This is a genomic window from Nostoc sp. S13 (assembly GCF_029379315.1).
In the GTDB taxonomy this organism is placed as follows: Bacteria; Cyanobacteriota; Cyanobacteriia; order Cyanobacteriales; family Nostocaceae; genus Nostoc.
The window spans coordinates 1-22,121 of record NZ_JAQYWQ010000004.1 but is presented as its reverse complement, the minus strand read 5'-3'; the positions used below and the strand labels follow the sequence as shown (position 1 = coordinate 22,121).

The window sequence follows — 22,121 nt, the reverse complement described above, 5'->3', positions numbered from 1 at the left end:
CTATAGTAGCGTTTATTGGCAAAAATTACACAGGTTTTTGTTAACCTACGCTACAGATTTTTGACGATCGCCCCAAAATCAGCTAAAACACGGGCATGATTGCGAACTAGTCCAAGTAAGTGTAAGCGATTACGCTTGACTTCTGGATCGGAGTCCATAACTAAAACGCTATCTGGGCCATCAAAGAAGTTACTAACTGTCGGAGCAATTTTTGCTAGTGCTGCTATTAACAGTTGATAATTTCGTGTCTGCTGTGCTGCTTGAGTTTGGGGTACTGATTCGATTAGCGCATTATACAAAGCAACCTCAGAGGGCTTTTGGAATAATTCTTGACGAACTACGCTTGTCGGTTCTAGCTGTTTTGTATCCAAATCACCTTGGGCCGCTAATCGTGTGGAACGGTTAACGGTTTCGTAGATATTATCTAAGGTACTATCGTTGCGGATTTGTTGTAAGTATAAGGCGCGATCGCGTACATCTAATAAATCTTTTAACGTCCGTTCTGTGTATTCTGGATCATTTTCTCCCAAAACTGCATTTACTAAGTCGTAATCAATCTGCTTTTCTTCTTGCAGTAAAGTTCGGATGCGTTGCAAGAAAAACTCTTGCAATGCTGCGGTTAATGATACTTTATCTTTATGATATGTTGCTGCAAAATCTGTCGCTATTTGTGCTATTAAATCATCTAGATTTATCGGTAAATTACCAAACCAAACAATTTTAATTACAGCATTAGCAGCACGTCGCAAGGCAAAAGGATCAGAGGAACCAGAAGGAATTAAACCTAAACCGAAGATACTCACCAAGGTATCTAATCTATCTGCCAAACCGACAATTTGACCTGTGAGTGTTTCCGGTAAAATATCACCGGCTCCCGTTGGCAAATAATGTTGAAAAATTGCTTTTGCTACTTCGGTATCTTCATCACTGGCTAAGGCATATTTTTCTCCCATAATTCCTTGTAATTCCGGGAATTCATACACCATTTGAGTTACTAAATCTGCTTTACATAATAAAGCAGCGCGTTGGATTTTTTGGCTTTGATTTTCCTCTAATTCTAATTGATTGCTAATTTGCTCGGCAATTTTAACTACTCTATCTACCTTGGCACGCACCGAACCCAATTCTTCTTGGAAAGTGACTTTTTCTAACTGGGGTAAAAAGCTTTCTAAAGGCTTAGTTAAATCAGCTTCATAGAAAAATCTGCCATCAGCTAATCTGGCACGAATTACCCTTTCATTCCCGACGGCAACAATATCTGATTTATTGGGATCAGCGTTAGAAATCGTGATGAAATTGGGCAATAATTCTTGCTGAAAACTATCTGGTTTAAATACAGGGAAATAACGCTGATGAGTAACCATGACTTCAGTAATTACCTCAGTTGGTAATTCCAAAAATTCTGCTTCAAATTTACCGACAACCGTGGAAGGGTATTCTACAAGGTTGGTTACTTCTGCTAACAAATCGGGGTAAATTACTGTATATCCGCCTAAATTCTTTGCTACTGCATTTACTTGCTCTTTGATCAGATTTGCCCGTTCTTCTGGATCAACGGTGACATAAGCGGACTTTAGGGCGGTAACATAATCAGTAGCTTGGGCAATTGTCACAGGATCAGGATGCAAGACCCGATGACCTTGAGAAATGCGATCGCTGTTAATCGTTTTAGAACCATTCACTAATTCTAGAGGTAGCACCGTTTGATCTAACAAAGCTACTAGCCAGCGAATTGGTCGCGAAAACCTCGCATCTCCATTTCCCCAACGCATCAAACGCTTACCTTCTAAACCCCAAATCCACTGAGGAATAAGTTCTGTCAAAATTTCCGCCACAGGACGACCGGGAATTTTTTTGAGAACAAACACAAATTCCCCTTTGTCAGTGGGGCGGAGAAACAGCGCCTCCAGTTCCACGCCTTGCTTTTTGGCAAAGCCTGCTGCTGCTGGTGTCGGCTGACCATCTTTAAAGGCGGCTTGGGCTGGGGGCCCTTTAATTTCTTCTTCTCGGTCTGGTTGCTGAGATGGTAGACCTTTAATCACTACCGCCAGCCGCCGGGGAGTACCGTACACCTGGACACTTTCGCCCTTGAGGCTGTTTGCTTCCAGGCTTTGGGGAATGCGTTGCTGCCATTGCACTAAAGCATCACTGAGAAAACTTGCAGGTAGTTCTTCTGTACCAACTTCTAATAGAAACCCAGGCATAGGATACTGTTTTCAACTTTGCGTAGCTCAACTTTATCAGTTATTATCTGGCGATCGCTCGTGATTTTTAGTCAGCCTTGCCAGATACATCTTTATCGATAAAGTCGATCTGAGGCTCTGAGATAGATTTGATATTTTATCCAAAACTTCACAAAAAAGTGTTTCTCTTCATTGATTTTTTACACTTACTACCGTAATTTCATGCAGTATTTACTTATACATCTTTATATCATAAAGTTAGTCTTGTTTATAGATTGATATCTGCATGATTTCAATCAACTCTGGAGTGATCACAATGAAAAACATTTTTGCCAAAATTGCGACGATCGCAGCAACCAGTACTGCTTTTAGTGTAGCGATCGCTGCTGGTGCTAACAACCCAGCGCAAGCTGTTGATTTCAACTTTAACTGGAAAGGTGATGCTGGTTATTCAGCAGTAGGTTCATTTAGCTACGACGAGGCTACAGCACCGACAATTATTTCCGAAAGTGGTAGTGGAGCGACTAACTTTTTACAATCCTTCAATGTCTCCTTCTTAGACCCATCTAAAAATCTTCTGAAAACTTCTAACACCGTGAATGGTGGGGTGTCACAATCTAAGTTCTTCGCTTTCAACTTTGATACTTCCACTCAGACATTGTTTGGTCGTCTGGATATAGGAGGAGGAACGGGTGTAATAGGAGAATATTTCTTCGATGGAACGGTTGGCGACTCTTTGCAATTACGTCAGGATGTTAATCAAAAAGGAACGTCAACACTAGTAGATCAAAATTCTGGTTTCATTCAGGTATCCAAAGTCCCTGAACCCGCTTCTATCCTGGGTTTACTAGCATTTGGGATGCTGAGTGTAGGTTCAACTCTCAAGAAAAAGCAAGCCTCTTGCTAGAAAGTAGGGCTTCCTAGTCAGAGGTAGCCAAATTTAGTTTAATGAATCTCTATTCTAGCTTCAATAGTTCACTGAACTGGTGAGTTGATCATTCAACCTTATCGGTTGGCGACCGCTCGAATGCTTTTTAACATAAGTATTCGAGCGATTACAACGATATGACTTAAGCACTGTACAAATTAATCATGGTATGCATTTTTTACCAAAATACTTGCTTCAGGGTTTTATTGATCATTTTTTGATGGTAACCATATCTGTGGTCGGGGCAATTTATAAATTGCCCCGACCACAGATATGGTTTTTTAAATCATCCATATTTAGTATTTTCTGTCAATGCGTAAGTCCCAAATGAAAAAGATTTTCGCCAAAATCGCCCTGACCACAGCATAGGCTAGCAAAAACCGCAGGCATCGCTGCTGGTGGTAATAGCCCAGATCAAGCTATTGATTTCAAGTTGAAGTGCAAGGTAATAGCTTCAAATACCAAGCTACGCAGGACGCTAGTGTTGAAAAGTTGATGCTTTTGAACTACTCAAAAAAGCAGGATGCTCACCATTGAATCCAATACTGATGACTTGGTTAAAAACACTTGATGTGCCACTTTACAAGCTGGAATGTGGGTTTCATGCACAGGATTAAATATGATGCTACAATCACCTAAGTGTAAATTTAAATATTAGATTTCCCTTTCAATTAGTGAAAACTTATCATGCGTATGATAAGAAACTTAATCAATTACCAATGAGGAGTGTTTACTCCTCATTGGTAATTGGTTATAGATAACTAATAATTAATAATTCACAACTAATAACTATTAAAATCCACCGAGAAAAGTCCTAAACAGTCTTAGTTGCATTTGTAATTTCAAAAAATCATCACCTGCTCACAACCTAAATTAAATAATAAAAGTAGAGCGCCTACTGAAATTAGCAATAAGTCCGCTCATCTCAGGCTGTCTTCACAAAAAAAATTATAATTATAAATAGCTCATGCACATTCTTATCTATTCCTACAACTATCATCCAGAGCCGATTGGAATCGCTCCCTTAATGACTGAATTGGCAGAAGGACTAGTAAAGCGAGGTCATCAAGTGCGGGTGATTACCGGAATGCCCAACTATCCTCAGCGTGAGATTTACGATGGGTATCGGGGTAAATGGTACGTTACTGAACAAAAAAATGGCGTCACCATTCAACGAAGTTACCTGCGGATTAAGTCTAAACCCAACCTCGTGGATCGGCTTTTATTAGAGTTGAGCTTTGTTTTCACGAGCTTACCCCAAATCTTTAAAGGCAAACGCCCAGATGTGATTATCTTAACAATTCCGCCTCTATTAGGTACGTTACCAGCAACAATATTTGGTTGGTTATACAACTGCCCAGTAGTTCTGAATGTGCAAGATATTCTACCAGAAGCTGCCGTGAAGATTGGGCTATTGAAAAATAAGTGGATGATCCGAACTCTTGCAGCCCTAGAGAAATTTGCATATCGGACTGCACACACTATTAGTGTGATCACTGATAGCTTTCGTGAGAATTTAGTGAATAAGGGAGTACCTGTTAATAAAATCGTTTGTATTCCCAATTGGGTGAATGTAAATTTCATCCGCCCTTTACCGAAAGAGAACAACTCCTGGATATTTAGCCATCAACTGGATGGGAAATTTGTAGTACTTTATTCGGGTAACATTGCTCTAACTCAAGGTTTAGAGACAGTAATAGACGCAGCAGTTTGCTTACGTCATATTAGGGAAATTGTCTTTGTGATCGTTGGCGAATCAATAGCATTGCACAGGTTGCAGCAATATTGCCTATTAAATGGAGCAGATAATGTTTTGCTGCTACCGTTGCAGCCGCGAGAAAAAATACCCGAAATGCTAGCAGCATCTGATGTCGGGCTAATTGTGCAAAAGCGCAATGTGATTTCGTTCAATATGCCTTCAAAAATACCACTGCTGTTAGCAAGTGGTCGCCCGATTGTGGGTTCAGTTCCCGCCACTGGTACTGCTGCTAAAGCAATCGAACTTAGTGGTGGTGGAATAATTGTTGAGCCAGAATCACCCGATGCAATGGCTGCTGCGGTGTATGATTTATATGCTAATCCTGCTTTAGGGGCGAGGCTAGGTAAAACAGGAAGACAGTTTGCCGAAGAAAACTATTCCTTGGAGCAAGCACTTGATCGGTATGAGTGGCTCTTTTCTGATATTGTTGCTAACCGAAAATCAATTCTGAGTATTTTACCAAAATTAGATTCTAAAAAATCAGTTGTCGATGGTTGAAGGGCATGGGGCATAAAACAAAACCCTAATTAAGATAAATTCAATCACCCATTTGGGTGAGTTAAAAATCAACCGATTGGGTGAACTAAGTGTAGGAAGTTAAAACTGCTTAAAAATAGGACTCTAGAGAACAGTGATTGATGATTGCACGTCGTTTTTGGTGAGGATAACTTGATGAAACTCGCAACCTTGATTAATAAAGCAGTTCTCATACCCTGCCTTAAGCCGCTCCGCGTCTATGGATGCAACACATGGCACAGCAATGCTATGCTTCTACGAGTGGTACGCCAGTTCGCCCAAGTCGGAAGACCCGCCCATGCGATTGGCTGTTGTATTCCATGCAATTGAAAACCGCTTAGAGCTGAATTAATCAGCGTAGGCGTAGACCACCGTACCCCTATTAGACAAGCAATCTACGCTTTGGTCTGTCTGCGAGATGCTGTTTGCGTTTGTAGAGAAGGCATCGCTCCATAGGCTTTTCTTCCCTAAGATTAGTATTCACTACTCAAGAGCGATAAACTCATCTGTAACTTATATGAATATTTTCTTCTATGTGGTTATAATGCAAGCAAGCACTTGCAAACGCTCATAGAAAACTTACCATCAAGGACGGCACAAACTTGTCTTTGCTTGATAAAGTCAGGAACTAAGGTGTTTCCAACGTAGGAGGTAGCAGGTTCATGATTCGCCTGCAACAACAAGATGAACCGTGCTTTCTCTCGGAGCTAAGGCACTGGGTTTATACTGATTAGGAAGGTTTTATAAATTACAATTTCAAACATTGACAGGAGTTAAGTAATGTACAAATTAACCATAAGGTAATATAGGAGATTTGTGCGTTTTAGGTACTAGACATTGTGAGCGATCGCCCAAATACCCAAACATATTTGTCACCAACATAGAGAAAAAAGCTAAAAAACTATTCAAACAATGCTTTTTAGTGAAAAGTAGATTGCCCAAGTTTAAATCCACAAAACGAGAAAATGATGTCCCATTCTGAGTTCCCTGACTCTCGCGTTCCTGTTGAAATAGAACAGCCTGCTGTTACTAATTCTAGTCAAGAGTCGCAACCATTGCCAGAGCGATCGCCTAAGCCACGTAAAAAGCGGCGTTGGCCTCTAATCTTAGGAATCATCCTGTTAATTACAGGTATTGGTTTTGGTTGGCGCTGGTGGCAAACTAGCAATGCACCATCGCGTACTGAAGGACCGCCTGCTCAACCGCCAGTTGCCGTGAAGCTAGCAACTGTGAAAACTCAAACTGTGCAGGATAGTTCGGTGTTTATTGGCGACTTAGAAGCACCACTGTCTGTACCAATCAAGCCACAGGTTGGAGGGCGAATTACCCAGATTTATATCAAAGAGGGCACTCCTGTTCAACAAGGGCAAGTAATTCTTAGCCTCCAAATTGATGATGCCCTAGCCCTGCTACGACAAAAACAAGCAGGACTAGAACAAGCACAGGCAAATCTTGCCGAACTCAAAGCCGGGACTCGAAGAGAAGTAGTTTTCCAAGCCAAAGCCCAGCTAGATCAGGCCCAAGCAAAATATCAAGATGCCGTATCTGGATCGTTACCACAGCAAATCCAGCAGGTTGAAGCTCAAGTTAATTCAGCCAAATCCGATCTAGTACTAGCACAAGCACGAGCAACGCGATACCAACAATTAACAAAAGAAGGGGCAACTTCCCAAGATACCTTCGATGAATACCTTAAAAACAGAGATAGTGCTGAAGCGGCACTGGTTGCAGCCCAGAAAAACTTAGAGCAACTCCGCAAAAGCAGAGATGCTAATATCCAGCAGCTAGGTGCTGCCTTAGAACAACAGAAACAATACTATCGGCAGCAGGTGAACGGCAACCGCCCAGAAGATATTGCCCAAGGGCGATCGCAAGTAAGCCAAGCAGCGGCTCAAGTCCAGTCGGCTCAAGTCCAACTGCAATACACAAAAGTTCTAGCTCCTTTCACAGGTATTGTTGGTGATATCCCAGTTAAGGTAGGACAGTATGTGGCACAAGGGGATCAGCTGACCACATTGACCAAAAACGACTCTTTAGAGCTGAATATATTTATTCCGCTAAATCAAGCCAGAAAGTTGCGCTTGGGATTACCTGTGCAAATGCTGGATGCCCAAGGCCAAACCACAGCAAGGGGTAAGATCAGTTTTATCTCCCCAAATGCCAGTTCAGATTCGCAGACAGTTTTGGTAAAAGCCAACTTTGGCAATTTGAGAAATCGACTGCTTAATCTTCAGTCAGTGCAAACGAAAGTAATCTGGAATGAACGTCCAGGAATCTTGATTCCAGTTACAGCAGTAAGTCGCTTGGGTGGGGAGACTTTTGTGTTTGTAGCTGAAGCACCGCCGAAAAAGCCTCAAGCTGAAACACCGCAGGAAAAACCTCAAGCTGAAGCGCCGCAGGAAAAACCTCAAGCTGGAGCGCCATCTTTAGTAGCTCAACAAAAGCCCGTGAAATTGGGAGTAATTGAGGGGAATAATTATCAAGTTATCCAAGGAATAAAACCTGGGGAAAAAATTGTTGTTTCCGGTATTCTCAGCCTCACCAATGGCGCTCCTATCACTCTTGCACCTGATGAAGTGCGTAGTGGGAAGTTTTAAGGATCGTAATTTCTATCTACCCATTTAACTTATGATGTTTGCTTTCAAGAGGCAGAAGGAATCATCATAAATAAATTTACTTTCCGGCTTACGCAAAACTACACGCCCTTAGGGGCAATTCATGTAGACGCATACTCCTATGGAGAAGCAAGCTATGCGGCGCGTCTCGTAGAGAAGCGGCTGACCGCAGGGTATTGCCCCTAAGAAGAAAATCAGGATTTCGGGTATTGTTTGCCTAAGTCCTGTACTTGTTCTGAAACCCTTTTCGCAGGGGGAATAATTATTTTCTAAAACTTCCTACCTCCAGCAAGAACTGCCCTCTGCTTTTCTTCGGTTAAATTCATCTAGTAATATTAATTTATTTGGTTAGTAATAATGCTATGTTGCTGGACTCAGTGTTAGAGACATCGCCGTTTTCATCCTGTCGGAATATAGAATATATGTCTACTTTTCTGATAAGGTAATTTGGTCAAAAAAACCAATGCAGTAACCAAATATTTACATGAATAGTTGTCCAAAAATTTTAGCTTCTATAGTTGGTACTTTCCTAAGTTTACTAACGATAGACGTTAACTCAGCACAAGCTGGCAACTTTACCTTTACATCAATCGCTAACAATAGTGATAATAAGGATTTCTTCGATGTCGGTGGTGGCCCCATCAACGATAATGGCACAGTAGCTTTTGTTGGTGTGACATCTTCAGGTGAAGGTATCTTTACTAGCAACGGCGGCGGAGCCTTTACCACTGCCCTCAAACCGTACCCATTATTCTCATATGCTATCAATGGTATTGCAATTAACAATAGTGATACTGTAGCCTTCGGAAATACTAGTACTTTACCTCCAGAAGGACTCTTTATAAGTAAGGGTGGTAATGTTACCAAAGTTGCTACACTAAGGAATTATCAGTTTGATTTTAATAACAATGACACATTGGTTTTCACCACTTTAGACAACTTACTTAACGGGAAGATTGTTACTGCCAATGATGGATCTTTGACAACTGTGGTGGACACTAGCGGACTATTTTTGTCTTTCGACCAACCCCCTGCAATTAACGACGCTAATGTAGTGGCTTTTGAAGCTAGCTTAAAAAATGGAGGACAAGGTATTTTCACGATCAAAAATGGGAAAATTACAACGATCGCTGATAATACTAGTCCGATCTCTAGTGGATATGCCCAGGTTGGGATTAATAATAGAGGAACAGTGATATTTGATGGTTCACTACGGGGCGGGAAAACAGGGATATTTACAGGCAACGGTAAAACAATTACCACTGTTGCCGACACTAGTGGCCCCTTTAGTAGCTTCGGTGGTCACGCAATTAATGACAACAACCAAGTAGCTTTCGGTGCAATATTACCTAATGGGGCAGTAAATGTTTATGAGGACGGTATTTTTACAGGATCAGACCCCATTGCAGATAAAGTGATTGCCATCGGGGACTCCCTTTTAGGAGGCACTGTTACCAATCTTTTGTTCGAGGATCTAAATAATTCTGGTCAAATCTCGTTCTTGGCAGACCTCATAGATGACGGTGGTAAGACTATTAGGGGTGTTTTCCGTGCCGATCCAGTTTCTAAATCAATTCCTGAATCCACTTCTATATTCGGTCTACTAGCTTTTGGCGCTTTAGGCACCGGTTTAACTATCAAAGGAAAACTAAAACAGAATTAACAATTAAAAATTCACGCATTAAAGAGAGTTTCAGACTCTTATTTAAAAGAATTCTAATTCGTAATGGCTAGAAGCGATCGCTAAAGATATCAGAACTCCATTAATGAGTCTTTGATGCTGATTAATGCGGCTTGGTTAAGCGAAAAGGTGAAAGGGAAAAGGGTAAATTCAAACCTTTCCCCTTTTCCCAGACCACAGTTTTAGCTAAATAGTGCTTATCCGAACCCTATTGGTGTCTCTACCGCCAAGTAGAATCAATGCTCAGTTCACCTGGAACCAAGCTTAAATAAATAAAAAACTCCACCCACTCTTGGGTTGGAGTTTTTGGGCATGGGGAATGGGGCATGGGGCATGGGGAAGAAGTTACCTGTTTGCCCAATGCCCAATGCCCCAAGCGACGGGGCGACTATCCCTCTCCACCCACAAGGGGATGGAGTTTCCCGTCACTTTCAATGAAGGCGGAGGGATTAGCCACGACCCCAGTCGCGCTCGCGTTGATAACGAAGGTTATTGTCACGAATGTTGCGAAGGTTTTGATCGCGCTCATAGCGGCGGTTTTGATCGCGCTCATAGCGGCGGTTTTGATCGCGCTCATAGCGGCGATTATGATCGCGCTCATAGCGGCGATTATGATCGCGCTCATAGCGGCGGTTTTGATTGCGCTCATAGCGGCGGTCATTGTCACCAATGTTGCGAATGTTATTATCGCGGTCATATTCACCATCTCTGTGGTGACGACTCTCACGTTCGTAGTTACCATCATCGTTGCGATGATAATCATAGTTGTAGTTATCTGACTCAGCAAGATAAGACACCGGTGCTTTCGCATCAGCTTTTGGAGAAATAGCCAAAGCTGAAGCAGATGCTATCAAGCCGGCCAGAAAAATTGAGGTAAAGCGGTTCATGATGTGAGGCGAAAGTTGTTGATAGTAAATTATCCAAGTCTAGTCTGTTTAGGAAGAGGAGATTCCACAAGTCTTTGAATCAATCCTATCAGTTTTGAATAACTCGAAAAGTTTTCTTCGATGGGGTGATTGAGAAAAGTTTTGTCGTCTGTGATACTTTCTGACTTTCCACATCCGGTTAGACAATTTTGAATTTTGGATTTTAGATTTTAGATCACTGGCTCACCGCAACGGAGTCGCTTGACTTGAGCAAACTTTCCAAGACGGATGAAAGAATCTTCTCTTCTTAGGCTCTGCCAACAATTCCATTTTCCAAAATTTAAAAGCGTTCGCGTAACGTTCCGCAGGAAAGTCTAAAATTCGGTGAGTGCTTTATTTCAGCAATCTTAAACCACTGAGGGTAACTAACACTGTGGAACCTTCATGCCCAATGACGCCAATGGGTAGGTTAATATTTCCCAGAAAGTTGCCTACCAAAAGCAACACAATAAAACCCAACGCTACGACTATATTCTGTTTGACTATGACTTGCGATCGCCTACCCAAATGCATCGCTACGGCAATTTTTTCTAACCTGTCTGCCATCAAAACTATATCTGCGGTTTCCAATGCCACATCACTCCCAGATATTCCCATCGCTATACCTACAGACGCTTGCGCTAGGGCTGGTGCGTCATTGATCCCATCCCCTACCATTGCCACAGTTTGATATTCTTGCTGTAGACGGCGGATCACATCCAGCTTATCTTCTGGTAGAAGTTGAGCATATACCCGATCAATTCCGACTGCTTTGGCAACACTGTGAGCAGTTTCCTGATTATCCCCAGTTAACATGACAATTTGCTCAATTCCCAGTTTTTTTAACCGGGTAATAGTTGCAGCTGCTTGCGATCTTACTTCATCTGCGATCGCAATTACACCCATCACCTCGGCTCTTTTCTCGAAGAGCGGGGAGGAGTTGGCGGTGGGGTTCTTCGCTACCCAAACCACAGTTTTACCTTCTTGCTCCAAAGATTGAGCCATTTCTCGCAATTCTTCAGGTAAATTTGTGACATACTGTTGCACAAAAACGGCATTCCCGACAATTATCTGTTGTTCTTGGGCGATTCCCACAATTCCCTGTCCAGGTATAGCTTGCACTTGAATTGCACCAATCCAATCTAAATCACCCTTCGGGTTCAACAGTTTCGACTCGACGGGAACCGCCTTTCCTTCGGAACGCTTCGCGAACGCGGAGCGTCTCGCAGAGAAGACTCGAACTGTTTCACCAGCCGCCTGCACAATTGCCTTACCAATGGGATGTTCTGAAGAGGATTCCACACTAGCTGCGGCTTTTAATACATCTGTTTGAGTGTATTCACTAGCTGAAATTACCTTGTATACCTGCACCTGTCCTGTTGTTAGAGTACCAGTTTTATCAAATGCGATCGCCCGGACTTTGCCAATCTTCTCTAACTGCGCCCCATTTTTAAACAAAATCCCCTGTCTTGCACCATTGGCGATTCCTGAAAGCAGGGTGGGCATAATTGCAGCCATCAGCGCACACGGAGAAGCTACCACCAGGAAGGTAAGGGCGCGATAAATCGTCGTTTCCCAATCCCAACCCCAAAGAAATGGCGGTAAAGTTGCTAGTAATATCCCGGCTACTACAATGACTTTGGCATATCCTCGTTCAAAGCGATCAATAAACTCTTGCGAAGGAGGTGCTTGAGTCTTTGCTTGTTCTACTAAACGAATCACACGCACAATCAGACTGCTTTGGGCTGGTTTGTGTACCTTAATTTGCAATGCACCATAGCCGTTAAGTGTGCCAGCAAATACTTCTTCGCCCACTGTTTTCTCTACAGGTAAAGACTCGCCTGTAATTGCAGCTTGATTGAGGGTGCTGTAACCAGATAAAATGATTCCATCTGTAGGAATTAGCTCTCCGGGTTTGACGACAATCTGATCACCCACTTTTAGCTGAGTGATAGGAATTTCCTCTTCCCTTCCCTGATGCAAAACCCTTGCTGTATCTGGTGTCAAACTCATCAAACTCCGAATACTCCGCTCAGTTCGCTGCATTGCATAGCCTTCTAATGCGCCACTGATGGCAAAGATGAGAATCAAAATTGCCCCATCAATAATTAGATGATATTCTCGTCGCCATAAGCCGAGACTAGCAGCACCAATAGCCGCCACAATCATCAGCAAATCTACATCGAGTTCCTTTTCTTTGAAGAGAGTAGTCAATCCCTCCCGCGCACTTTCATAACCACCAATCACGTAAGCAGCCGGTAGCAGCAGCAATGCTAATCCCAAAGCGCCGAGATGTAAGGCGAACCATCCAAGAAATAGTAGCAACCCACATAAAAGGGCTGCTACGGTATCTGCGTGTTCTCTAGTGAATTGGCCCAAACGTTGGAGATAGAGCATGGGAGGTGAATTGACAGGGACTCTCTCAGGCTAAACCTTGACATTAATGTTAATGTCAAGGTTTAGCGTGAAAATGCTCCAAAAATGTAATGTGTAGGTTCGCAGAGTTATTCTTTATAGTAGTGTGTGTTTTATTCTAGGTATGGTACGGTAATTTGTAAACCTTCAAATTTATTATCAAAGGATGAAAGCGATTGCCTCTGGTAAGCTTTGCCATCGCAAAAAATGCTAAATCTTGTTGCTACCAGTGTGAAAGTTCAAGATATAAATAACTAATAAATATCTGGAATAGTCGGAGTTATCTTGCTCTTAGAGACTAAAAACCAACCAAATTTAATTCTTTATGTAACCAAGATTGATGACAATCCCCATCATTTTAATAAGTTATTTAAACTCAGGGATGAAATTGAGCAGTTACCCCAAGATTGGTTAAATATCAAAGTAGATTTTCAGGCCAAAACAGCGCCAACGCTTGATGTGCGGATGCTTGATCCATTTGCATCAGTGCCATATGATCACCTAGTTCTTGGGATAGGGCATTAAGGAATTTCTGAAAGTTCTCACTGTCCAGATGAGGATATTCCTGACAAAAATGCCATCCTGCCAATGGTTCAACTATCCCATACAGCCAGAATGCTTATCGTGTAAAGTTTTGTGATATATATGCTGCTAATAAACGCCTATCAAAAATAATGTTAGTTGATTACAAAATCAACGCAGTAATTTTTCACTATCAACTATGAAGACTATAAATAAGGTAATTGCTTGTACTACAGCTTTAACATTAGGTATTGCACCTAAATGCCTTGCTAGTACTTTCACTCCAGTTAATTGGACAATATCTGGGCCAGGAACAACTAATACCCAACAAGTCAATCTAGATGAATATAATTTAAGTTATAATCTACCTGGGACAGAAGGTTTTTATACAAACACTTGGACAATTTCGACAGTAGCAAAAGCTGATGGTAATTATAATTTTGACTGGAACTATACAGGTTTCCATTCTTACTTCGAGGTAACAGCCTTCCTCAATACTTTTAATCCAAACACAACTTTATACAGCGCGGGGCCGACTGACTGCTGTACTTCCCCATCTGCTGGATTTAATGAATCTGGTAGTTATACTTTTAGCAATATTTCTGCTGGTCAGACATTTGGCTTTACAGTGGGTGGTAGTCATTTTGATTCTGCACTTAGACTTGAAGGAAATTTAAATTTAAAACAAATTGCCGGTCCAGTTTCTGTTCCCGAAAATAATTCTATCGTTCCTCTCATTACTCTGGGATTATTTGGAGCTTATAGCACTTTAAGAAAAAAAGAACTACAAACTAAATTAACTAGAATTCAAAGCCTTAAAACATCAGCTAAAAGCCAAGTCAAACTAACTTCCACACCCCCCAAAAACCGCCCAAGACCCATCTAACCAACCTATTCCCCCACACCCCCAACAACACCCCGTAGCGCGTTATGTAGCACGGGGTTTGTTTATGGTGATTGGATGCGATCGCAAAGTGGGCGTTCGAGCCTGGAAATAGCACTAAGCAAGACAGTATCTCCCGTGGCCCAGGCTTAAATTTATTGCAGGACTTCATCGTAAAAAATCATGGAAACCTTACAATCTTTAGTAATGACGGATATGTCAATATAGGCGATAATATTATATATGAGAACGAATGTACTAATTTTAGAGGAACCCTGATTAATATTGCAATTCGGTGTGATGAATCTTGCTACTGCCTAGCAACTGAAGCTCATCAACTTAAGAAGCGGTTATTTTAAAGAGGGAGATAGAGGAATGGCATACAAAATTTTTGATGTTGTCGGAAAATACGCCATCAGCGCTGAGAGTGGACAGAAGGTATATGACCAGATTCATCCAGTTCTGCTTTCTGGCAACCCTGTAGAATTGGATTTTACAGGAGTTCAGGTCTTTGCATCTCCTTTTTTCAACTTGGCGATCGGTCATCTCTTGAAGGATATTCCAGCAGATAACCTTAATCGACTGGTTGAGTTCACTGCTATAAGTTCTGAGGGGTGGAATGTTCTTGAGCGTGTGATTGCCAATGCGAAGCATTACTATTCCGATGAGCAATTTCGTAATGCGGTTGATGCAGCGATGGCAGAGCAGGCTGCAACTTTTTAAAGCATGGTGGTCAACCTTAAGATCCAAGCTGATATCATCGATATCAAAACTGATAATCCCCAGCAAGATGATATTTTCCTTGTAGATACCAACGTCTGGTTTTGGCAGACTTATACTAATGCTGGGTTTGGTACTAAAGTCTCCAAATTCAGCAATTATCTCAAATATATTAATCAAGCTCTTTTGAATGGAGCCACACTGACATATTCGGGGCTAATTTTAGCTGAACTTGCTCATATCATTGAAAAAACTGAATATGAGATTTATAAAAAATTGCATGGGTTTTTGCCACTTAAAGAATACCGTCATAATTACCCAAATGAACGGATGAATGTTGTTGCCGAAGTTCAGTCAGTTTGGAGTCAGGTTAAGGCGCTTGCTGTTCCTGTTGATCTCACAGTAGATGATGCAACAACCGATGCAGCACTAAACAGATTCCTTTCTTCAGCTGTTGATGGCTATGACTTACTACTTCTCGAAGCTATTAGTAGAGCAGGAGCAGGGAAAATTAAAATCATTACACATGACATGGATTATGCTGTTGTTCCAGATATTCAGGTATTTACGAGCAACAACAACGTCATTCAAGAAGCTAATATACAGAAAAAATTATTGGCTACCAGATAGTTTAACTAAGCTAAGTTAAAAGCGATCGCCTTTTCTAAACGCCCCCTCGACAACAATTAACCTCTTTAATACCCTAATTTGTGGAAATCAAAAGTAGCGAGCTAACAATTAAGCAGTTAACGCACTTGGTGGGCGGCGGTTTAACTCCGCGCATGGTGCGACATTATCATCAATTGGGACTGCTACCGCAACCAGTGCGATCGCCTAGCAATTATCGTCTCTACACCAAAAAAGATGTCCTTCGGTTGCAACGGATTGTTGCACTTAAGCAGCAAGGGTTTCAGCTAAACCACATCCGTCAAATTTTGCAGGTAGAACCAGAAGCTGACACAACTGTTAACCTCATGGGACAACTTCAGCAGCAATATCGGGCGGTAATGCAACAAATTTCCCAACTGCGGCAAACTGCATCAGCGCTAGAAGGATTATTGGGGCGCGATCGCCATTGTCAAATTATCCAGGCGGAAGTTTTGGCACAACTCAAGTTACTCGATGTCGAAACCCAAGCGGGATTGGGGGGACTGGAAAACCTGTGGAGTGGCTTGGATGCCGAAATTCATACGCATTCGGAGGCTTTCACAGAATCACTACAACGCTTACTACCTGATTTGTCTAACCGTTCGGAAATTGAACAACACTTAATTTCTCAGTTGGTTTTGGCTTGTGGCGATGTCAGTTTGGTGTCCTTTATTAAGTTGAGTCGAGGTGCGATCGCCGCTAGTCGAGAAGCCCTATCTTCAAGCTGTCAAATTGTAGTCGATACCCAAACGGTTGCGGCTGCTTTGGATCAAACCCGATTACTTCACTTGGGATGCCAGATCGAAACTTTGATTGATAATCCCCATATTACTACTGCCACAGAGGCGGAACTTGCCTTTTGCCAACATCGAGAATGGCAAGAAAAATTGCAGCAAGTAAGTCAGGGTTGTGTGCTGGTAGTTGGTTATGCTCCTTCAGTACTTCTGGAAGCATCAATTGCGATCGCTAACCAAAAAATTCAGCCTGCATTGGTAATTGGAATGCCCATTGGCTTTAGCCATGCTCCCGCAGCCAAGCGACAACTGATGCAACAAGGGATACCTTATATTACAGTTGAAGGGACTTTGGGAGGTGGCGCTTTAGCTGCAACTGCCCTAAATGCCTTGGTGGAGTCATTAATTGATAAGCCAGATTGTCATTGTTATCATTTCATGTAGACCAATATATAATCTAATTGCAGACAAATTCTAGCGCAAGCCATGAAAGCAAGGTATGAATACAGGTTTTATCCCACAGACCAACAGCTTCATAGTTTAGCTCAGTTGTTCGGGTTGTCTGGAATGATGCTTTGCCAGAGTATAAACAATCTCAAAAACTACCCGGATATAATAAGCTTTCATCAATGCTCACTCTGTCGAAAAAGACAGATGAGCGACAATGGTTAAAAGATATCTCATCTGTACCTTTGTAGCCACGATTCTAAACAGGCGCAGAGGAATTGTAAGACTATTTCGGTAGCAGAATTCGTTGAAGCACCAAGAATCACCACTCATGCTGGATGGTGAATATTTCAAAGTAAACAGACTTTGGCAATTTCGAGTATAAATTATCATGCTATACGAGCGATGGCATAGTATAAATAAACATAAGTGCGTTGAAAGAATTAGAAGTAAAGATAACTCAGATGTATAATTAGCGCGTCTCCTCCATAATTTCTAAAAAGATCGCGATTTAGGATTGGCAGGCTTTCTATTTTTTACTTTAATAAAGGGCATATGTGGCAACAAGAAAAAAAAGATACTTCAATAGTCAGGCTGGTATTATGGGTTGCCTTAGCTACGACCCCGATGGCAGCAACTCTGGTGGTATCTGCACCCATGCTGGCACAATCTAAACCTGAAGCTTCGTCTTTTTCACTACCGCAAACAGTGCAGAATGGGACGACAGTGCGGATTGACGGTTCAAGTAGCTTGGCTCAAATCAACCAAAGTCTGAAAGAAAGTTTTGAAAAACAGTTTTCCGGCACAAAGGTTGAAATTGCTGCTAACGGTACTGGTACGGCATTGAAAGATTTACTAAATGGTAAAATCGACATAGTAGCAATGGGGCGTGGGTTAACACCAGCAGAAAAAGCCCAAGGACTAGAGCAAGTTCGCTTGCTCCGTGAGAAGATTGCGATCGTGGTTGGTGCAGATAATCCTTTCAAAGGAAGCTTGACCAGTAAACAATTCGCCCGGATTTTCCGGGGACAAATTACAAATTGGTCACAACTGGGAGCGTCTTCAGGGAAGATTCGGTTCATCGATCACCCTAAGACAAGTGAAACTCGCAATACTTTTCGTACTTATCCAGCCTTCAAAACTGCTGACTTTGCTACAGGGCCCAATGCTACCCAACTAACTGAGGATAATACCGCAGAAATCATCAAACAACTGGGCAAAGACGGTATCAGCTATGTGTTAGCTAATCAGGTGTCCAAGTTGAAAGGTGTGCGAGTTCTGCAATTACATCAAGCTTTGCCAGATGATGCTAAATATCCCTTCTCGCAACCTTTAGTTTACGTTTACAAAAAAAATCCCAGCTTAAGCACAGTAGATTTTCTCGGCTTTACCCTGGCACAGCCAGGACAAAAAGCTATAGAACAAGCTCAAACTACTGAAGCAGAGGCGATCGCAGCCAGCGTATCACAACCTGCTGTCACCCCTTCCCCCAGTGCCCAGACGACACCTGCTGCTACGCCTTCCCCCAGTGCCACTACCTCTGTATTTGGCAAAGAGCCGTTTGTGGCTGCTCCTCCACAAAAGAGTCCAATTGTAGACAAGCAAACACCATTGTGGTTGCTGCTACCTTTCTTTTTTATTAGTCTAGCTGGAGGGTTACTATGGTGGGTTCTGGGAAAACGCCCATTGCCCACTGAGAAAACAGACGACTTACCAGAATCAAATCCCCGTCCACCCAGCACAGAAGATAGAGAAACGGCGGTGCTCAATGCCAGCACAGATCCTTCCCTTAACGGAGGGATGCTTGAGGAGCAGCCAGTGCCGCACTACCTAGAGCAAGAAACGCGCGATCGCACTCCTTTCAACATTTATGCTCAAACACAATCTGACCTGAGCCAGAACGCTACTCAGGGGAGATCAAATTTAGCACAAGAGGCAACTAATGGCACCTCTAACCTCTATGAAGGCACAACATCAGGCGTAGCTAATGGAGGATCAGAAAATAACAACTTGGGAGCCGCAGCTTTAAGCGGTGGTGCGGCTCTAGCAACGGGTATCGGCGCAACTACCTGGTCTACCTTTAACAACAAAGAAACAGAATTAGACCCGATTGATGATACAGTCGAGCTAAATAATTATACTGAGTTAGACCCTCCTGAGTCTGAGCAAGTTGTATGGGATATAGAAGCCCCGGCGGCCGTAGTAAATACTTCATATCCTCAGCTGGGTAATATTCCAGAAGAGACATCTGATGGGGAACTGCCTTCATTTGAGGCGACAGACCCACTCCCGGAATTACCAGATGTGCCAGAACTAACATCTGATTTTGAATATTGGGACACGGAAGTTAGTGAAGATCAGATAGATGACCAACTTCAGGCAGAATTGAACTGGCTAGAAAGTATCACCTCAACTGAAGATACAGCCTCAGTAGATGAATTGCCTTTATCACAGTCTGGCGAACTGGTAGCCGATGTGGAACCATCTACGGCACAAACAGCCTCACTGCTCGATTTGCCAGAATTACCAGAAGATGAATTGAATGTGGTCGCGGACAAGGCCGAACCCACTGTCAATTTGCTAAAGGAAGAATCGCCAGCAGAGCCTACTGTTAGGGAAGGTGTTGCTGAAGACTCCACAGATTTTGCTGCTGCTGCGGCTTTAGCAGCAGGCGCAGGGATTGGAGCCTGGGCTACCACTTTGGCATCAGATGCCCAAGGACAAACTGATACTACAGTTGACAATGTGCCGATTGCAGCCGAAACAGCTATTGGCTCGGTAGATACAGATGAAGACAGCAGTATTTTACTCACACCGCATACTGATACATCGGCTCATGTCTCTTGGGAGATTTCCGAAACCAAGAAAGCATCGCTGCACCAACAAGGCGGCTCTCAATTGGTAGTGCGGCTCTACGATGTGACTGGGATAGATTTGAGTTATCAAAGTCCCCAGATTGTCCAGGAGTATGAATCTGAAGAGACAGCACACGATCGCTTTGTGGAAATTCCTGTTAGTGATCGCGATTACATAGCTGAAATTGGCTATGTCGCTTATGGTGAGCACTGGTTATTCATCGCTCGTTCTGCGATCGTTCGTGTCTTCAGTCCTGTCCATCCAGATTCCATAGTTGATGATCTGCCTGGGGATGAAACAGCTATTGGCTTGGTAGATGCAAATGAGGAGAGCAGTATTGTGCTCACACCGCATACTGATAAATCGGTTCATGTCTCTTGGGAGATTTCCGAAACCAAGAAAGCATCGCTGCACCAACAAGGCGGCTCTCAATTGGTAGTGCGGCTCTACGATGTGACTGGGATAGATTTGAGTTATCAAAGTCCCCAGATTGTCCAGGAGTATGAATCTGAAGAGACAGCACACGATCGCTTTGTGGAAATTCCTGTTAGTGATCGCGATTACATAGCTGAAATTGGCTATGTCGCTTATGGTGAGCACTGGTTATTCATCGCCCGTTCTGCGATCGTTCGTGTCTTCAGTCCTGTCCATCTAGATTCCATAGTTGATGATCTGCCGATTGCAGCCGAAACAGCTATTGGCTCGGTAGATGCAGATGAAGAGAGCAGTATTGTGCTCACACTGCATACTGATACATCGGTTCATGTCTCTTGGGAGATTTCCGAAACCAAGAAAGCAGCGCTGCGTCAACAAGGCGGCTCTCAATTGGTAGTGCGGCTCTACGATGTGACTGGGATAGACTTGAGTTATCAAAGTCCCCAGATTGTCCAGGAGTATGAATCTGAGGAGACAGCACACGATCGCTTTGTGGAAATTCCCATCAGCGATCGCGATTACATAGCTGAAATTGGCTATGTCGCTGATGGCGAGCGCTGGTTATTCATCGCCCGTTCCGCGATCGTTCGTGTCTTCAATCCTGTTCATCCAGATCCCACAGTTGAAGAAGAGAGCAGTATTGTGCTAACATCCCGCACTCCCCAGTGGGCTGATATCTCTTGGGAGATTTCTGAAACCAAGAAAGCAGCACTGCGCCAACAAGGCGGCTCTCAATTGGTAGTGCGGCTCTACGATGTTACTGGCATTGACTTGAGTTATCAAAGTCCTCAGTTTGTCCAGCAGTATGAATGTGAAGAGACAGCAGATGATCGCTTTGTGGCTATTCCCGTCAGCGATCGCGATTACATGGTTGAAATTGGCTATGTTGCTGATGGCGATGGCTGGTTATTCATCGCCCGTTCCGGGATCGTTCGTGTCTTCAATCCTGTCCATCCAGATCCCACAACAAATCCCACAGTTGAAAATGTAGCGTTAACAAGCGAAACAGCTATTGGCTTGGTAGATGCCCAAGAAAAGATCAGTGAAGAAGAGAGCAGTATTGTGCTCACACCCCGCACTCCTAAGTGGGCTTATGTCTCTTGGTACATTTCCAAGACTCAGAACGAAACGCTGCAACAACAGGGCGGCTGCCAATTGGTAGTGCGGCTCTACGATGTGACTGGCATTGACTTGAGTTATCAAAGTCCCCAGCTTGTACAGCAGTATGAATGCGAAGAGGTAGCACACGATCGCTTTGTGGCTATTCCCGTCAGCGATCGCGACTACATGATTGAAATTGGCTATGTGGCTGATGGCGATCGTTGGTTACTGATTGCCCGTTCACCTAATGTTCGGGTTTTCAGTCATGCTCAGGGAGATTTTTGGTTTGTGGCAGATGCTGAGTTGATTATTCACGGAGCAACCCAAGCAAACACAACTGTAAACATTGGTGGTCATAACATCAAAATCAAACCCGATGGTACTTTCCACTTACGTCTCCCCTTTTCAGATGGTTTAATGGACTATCTGATAACGGTAGCTGCTGATGGAGAATCCACTAGAACTATCCATAAGAAGTTCTCTCAAGAAACTTCCGAAAGCTAGCAATTACCATGAGTTATCCCCTCTAACACCAGAGCTGTTTCATTTCCTAAAACAGTTGAAGAAGAATTCAGAAGTCAGAATTCAGGAGTCAGAATCAAGACGCTCTCTACGAGACGCTAAAAGCGAACGCGGACTCGCTACCGCTACGCTATCAGTCGGGGATTCAGACCCGCGACTACGAAAGTTGACCACCAAATTTTCTTGTTTTGTGGGTGTCTTAAACCCGATTATTCATCCACCAGTCGTACAGAATTCATTCTGAATTCTGA

15 protein-coding genes are annotated in these 22,121 nt (G+C 43.0%); 11 read left to right on the top strand and 4 right to left on the bottom strand.

Going from position 1 to position 22,121, the window contains the following annotated elements; all coding sequences use genetic code 11:
• Window positions 1-50 precede the first annotated feature (50 nt).
• The gene (gene glyS / locus PUQ00_RS02060; RefSeq protein ID WP_300412665.1) at window positions 51-2,204 is read right to left on the bottom strand and encodes a glycine--tRNA ligase subunit beta; all 2,154 of its coding nucleotides are present in this window, start codon (window positions 2,202-2,204) and stop codon (window positions 51-53) included.
• Between the two features lie 295 nt (window positions 2,205-2,499).
• Between glyS and PUQ00_RS02055 the strand changes: the two genes are divergently transcribed.
• From PUQ00_RS02055 to PUQ00_RS02040, 4 genes are all read left to right on the top strand, one after another.
• Window positions 2,500-3,090: a PEP-CTERM sorting domain-containing protein gene (locus tag PUQ00_RS02055; protein ID WP_300412663.1), complete on the top strand. Its 591-nt coding sequence runs from the start codon at window positions 2,500-2,502 to the stop codon at window positions 3,088-3,090.
• Window positions 3,091-4,078: 988 nt separating this feature from the next.
• Window positions 4,079-5,368, top strand: coding sequence for a glycosyltransferase family 4 protein (locus PUQ00_RS02050; protein WP_300412661.1), 1,290 nt, complete (start codon window positions 4,079-4,081; stop codon window positions 5,366-5,368).
• Between the two features lie 983 nt (window positions 5,369-6,351).
• On the top strand, window positions 6,352-7,983 hold the full coding sequence (locus tag PUQ00_RS02045) for an efflux RND transporter periplasmic adaptor subunit (RefSeq protein ID WP_335030479.1): 1,632 nt from the start codon (window positions 6,352-6,354) through the stop codon (window positions 7,981-7,983).
• A gap of 502 nt (window positions 7,984-8,485) precedes the next feature.
• On the top strand, window positions 8,486-9,664 hold the full coding sequence (locus PUQ00_RS02040; RefSeq protein WP_300412659.1) for a choice-of-anchor tandem repeat NxxGxxAF-containing protein: 1,179 nt from the start codon (window positions 8,486-8,488) through the stop codon (window positions 9,662-9,664).
• A 238-nt stretch (window positions 9,665-9,902) separates the two neighbouring features.
• Here the strand turns inward: PUQ00_RS02040 and PUQ00_RS02035 are convergent, their stop codons facing one another.
• From PUQ00_RS02035 to PUQ00_RS02025, 3 genes are all read right to left on the bottom strand, one after another.
• Window positions 9,903-10,058, bottom strand: a complete 156-nt coding sequence (locus PUQ00_RS02035) for a hypothetical protein (protein WP_300412657.1) — start codon at window positions 10,056-10,058, stop codon at window positions 9,903-9,905.
• Between the two features lie 73 nt (window positions 10,059-10,131).
• On the bottom strand, window positions 10,132-10,536 hold the full coding sequence (locus PUQ00_RS02030) for a hypothetical protein (RefSeq protein WP_300412655.1): 405 nt from the start codon (window positions 10,534-10,536) through the stop codon (window positions 10,132-10,134).
• A gap of 405 nt (window positions 10,537-10,941) precedes the next feature.
• Window positions 10,942-12,984 carry a heavy metal translocating P-type ATPase gene (locus PUQ00_RS02025; RefSeq protein ID WP_300412653.1) on the bottom strand — a complete coding sequence of 681 codons (2,043 nt, stop codon included), beginning with the start codon at window positions 12,982-12,984 and terminating at the stop codon, window positions 10,942-10,944.
• Window positions 12,985-13,287: 303 nt separating this feature from the next.
• Here PUQ00_RS02025 and PUQ00_RS02020 point away from each other — a divergent pair, with 303 nt between their 5' ends.
• The 7 genes from PUQ00_RS02020 to PUQ00_RS01990 all read left to right on the top strand — a co-directional run bounded on the left by PUQ00_RS02020 (window position 13,288) and on the right by PUQ00_RS01990 (window position 21,852).
• Window positions 13,288-13,527 (top strand): hypothetical protein, encoded by a 240-nt coding sequence (locus tag PUQ00_RS02020; RefSeq protein ID WP_300412651.1) that lies wholly within the window; start codon window positions 13,288-13,290, stop codon window positions 13,525-13,527.
• Between the two features lie 196 nt (window positions 13,528-13,723).
• Complete coding sequence (locus PUQ00_RS02015) at window positions 13,724-14,410, top strand: hypothetical protein (protein WP_300412649.1); 687 nt, start codon at window positions 13,724-13,726, stop codon at window positions 14,408-14,410.
• Between the two features lie 372 nt (window positions 14,411-14,782).
• Window positions 14,783-15,130, top strand: coding sequence for an STAS-like domain-containing protein (locus PUQ00_RS02010; protein WP_300412647.1), 348 nt, complete (start codon window positions 14,783-14,785; stop codon window positions 15,128-15,130).
• A 3-nt stretch (window positions 15,131-15,133) separates the two neighbouring features.
• Window positions 15,134-15,757, top strand: coding sequence for a hypothetical protein (locus tag PUQ00_RS02005; RefSeq protein ID WP_300412645.1), 624 nt, complete (start codon window positions 15,134-15,136; stop codon window positions 15,755-15,757).
• Between the two features lie 86 nt (window positions 15,758-15,843).
• Window positions 15,844-16,953, top strand: coding sequence for a precorrin-8X methylmutase (locus PUQ00_RS02000; RefSeq protein ID WP_300412862.1), 1,110 nt, complete (start codon window positions 15,844-15,846; stop codon window positions 16,951-16,953).
• Window positions 16,954-16,995: 42 nt separating this feature from the next.
• Complete coding sequence (locus PUQ00_RS01995) at window positions 16,996-17,181, top strand: helix-turn-helix domain-containing protein (protein WP_300412643.1); 186 nt, start codon at window positions 16,996-16,998, stop codon at window positions 17,179-17,181.
• 330 nt (window positions 17,182-17,511) lie between these two features.
• Window positions 17,512-21,852, top strand: a complete 4,341-nt coding sequence (locus PUQ00_RS01990; protein WP_300412641.1) for a DUF4912 domain-containing protein — start codon at window positions 17,512-17,514, stop codon at window positions 21,850-21,852.
• Window positions 21,853-22,121: the final 269 nt, after the last annotated feature.

Coding starts and splice junctions, on each gene's coding strand:
- PUQ00_RS02025 (WP_300412653.1), bottom strand. CDS start 12,984: ATGCTCTATCTCCAACGTTTGGGCCAATTCACTAGAGAACACGCAGAT.
- PUQ00_RS02015 (WP_300412649.1), top strand. CDS start 13,724: ATGAAGACTATAAATAAGGTAATTGCTTGTACTACAGCTTTAACATTA.
- PUQ00_RS01990 (WP_300412641.1), top strand. CDS start 17,512: ATGTGGCAACAAGAAAAAAAAGATACTTCAATAGTCAGGCTGGTATTA.
- PUQ00_RS02040 (WP_300412659.1), top strand. CDS start 8,486: ATGAATAGTTGTCCAAAAATTTTAGCTTCTATAGTTGGTACTTTCCTA.
- PUQ00_RS02050 (WP_300412661.1), top strand. CDS start 4,079: ATGCACATTCTTATCTATTCCTACAACTATCATCCAGAGCCGATTGGA.
- PUQ00_RS02010 (WP_300412647.1), top strand. CDS start 14,783: ATGGCATACAAAATTTTTGATGTTGTCGGAAAATACGCCATCAGCGCT.
- PUQ00_RS02055 (WP_300412663.1), top strand. CDS start 2,500: ATGAAAAACATTTTTGCCAAAATTGCGACGATCGCAGCAACCAGTACT.
- glyS (WP_300412665.1), bottom strand. CDS start 2,204: ATGCCTGGGTTTCTATTAGAAGTTGGTACAGAAGAACTACCTGCAAGT.
- PUQ00_RS02045 (WP_335030479.1), top strand. CDS start 6,352: ATGATGTCCCATTCTGAGTTCCCTGACTCTCGCGTTCCTGTTGAAATA.
- PUQ00_RS02005 (WP_300412645.1), top strand. CDS start 15,134: ATGGTGGTCAACCTTAAGATCCAAGCTGATATCATCGATATCAAAACT.
- PUQ00_RS01995 (WP_300412643.1), top strand. CDS start 16,996: ATGAAAGCAAGGTATGAATACAGGTTTTATCCCACAGACCAACAGCTT.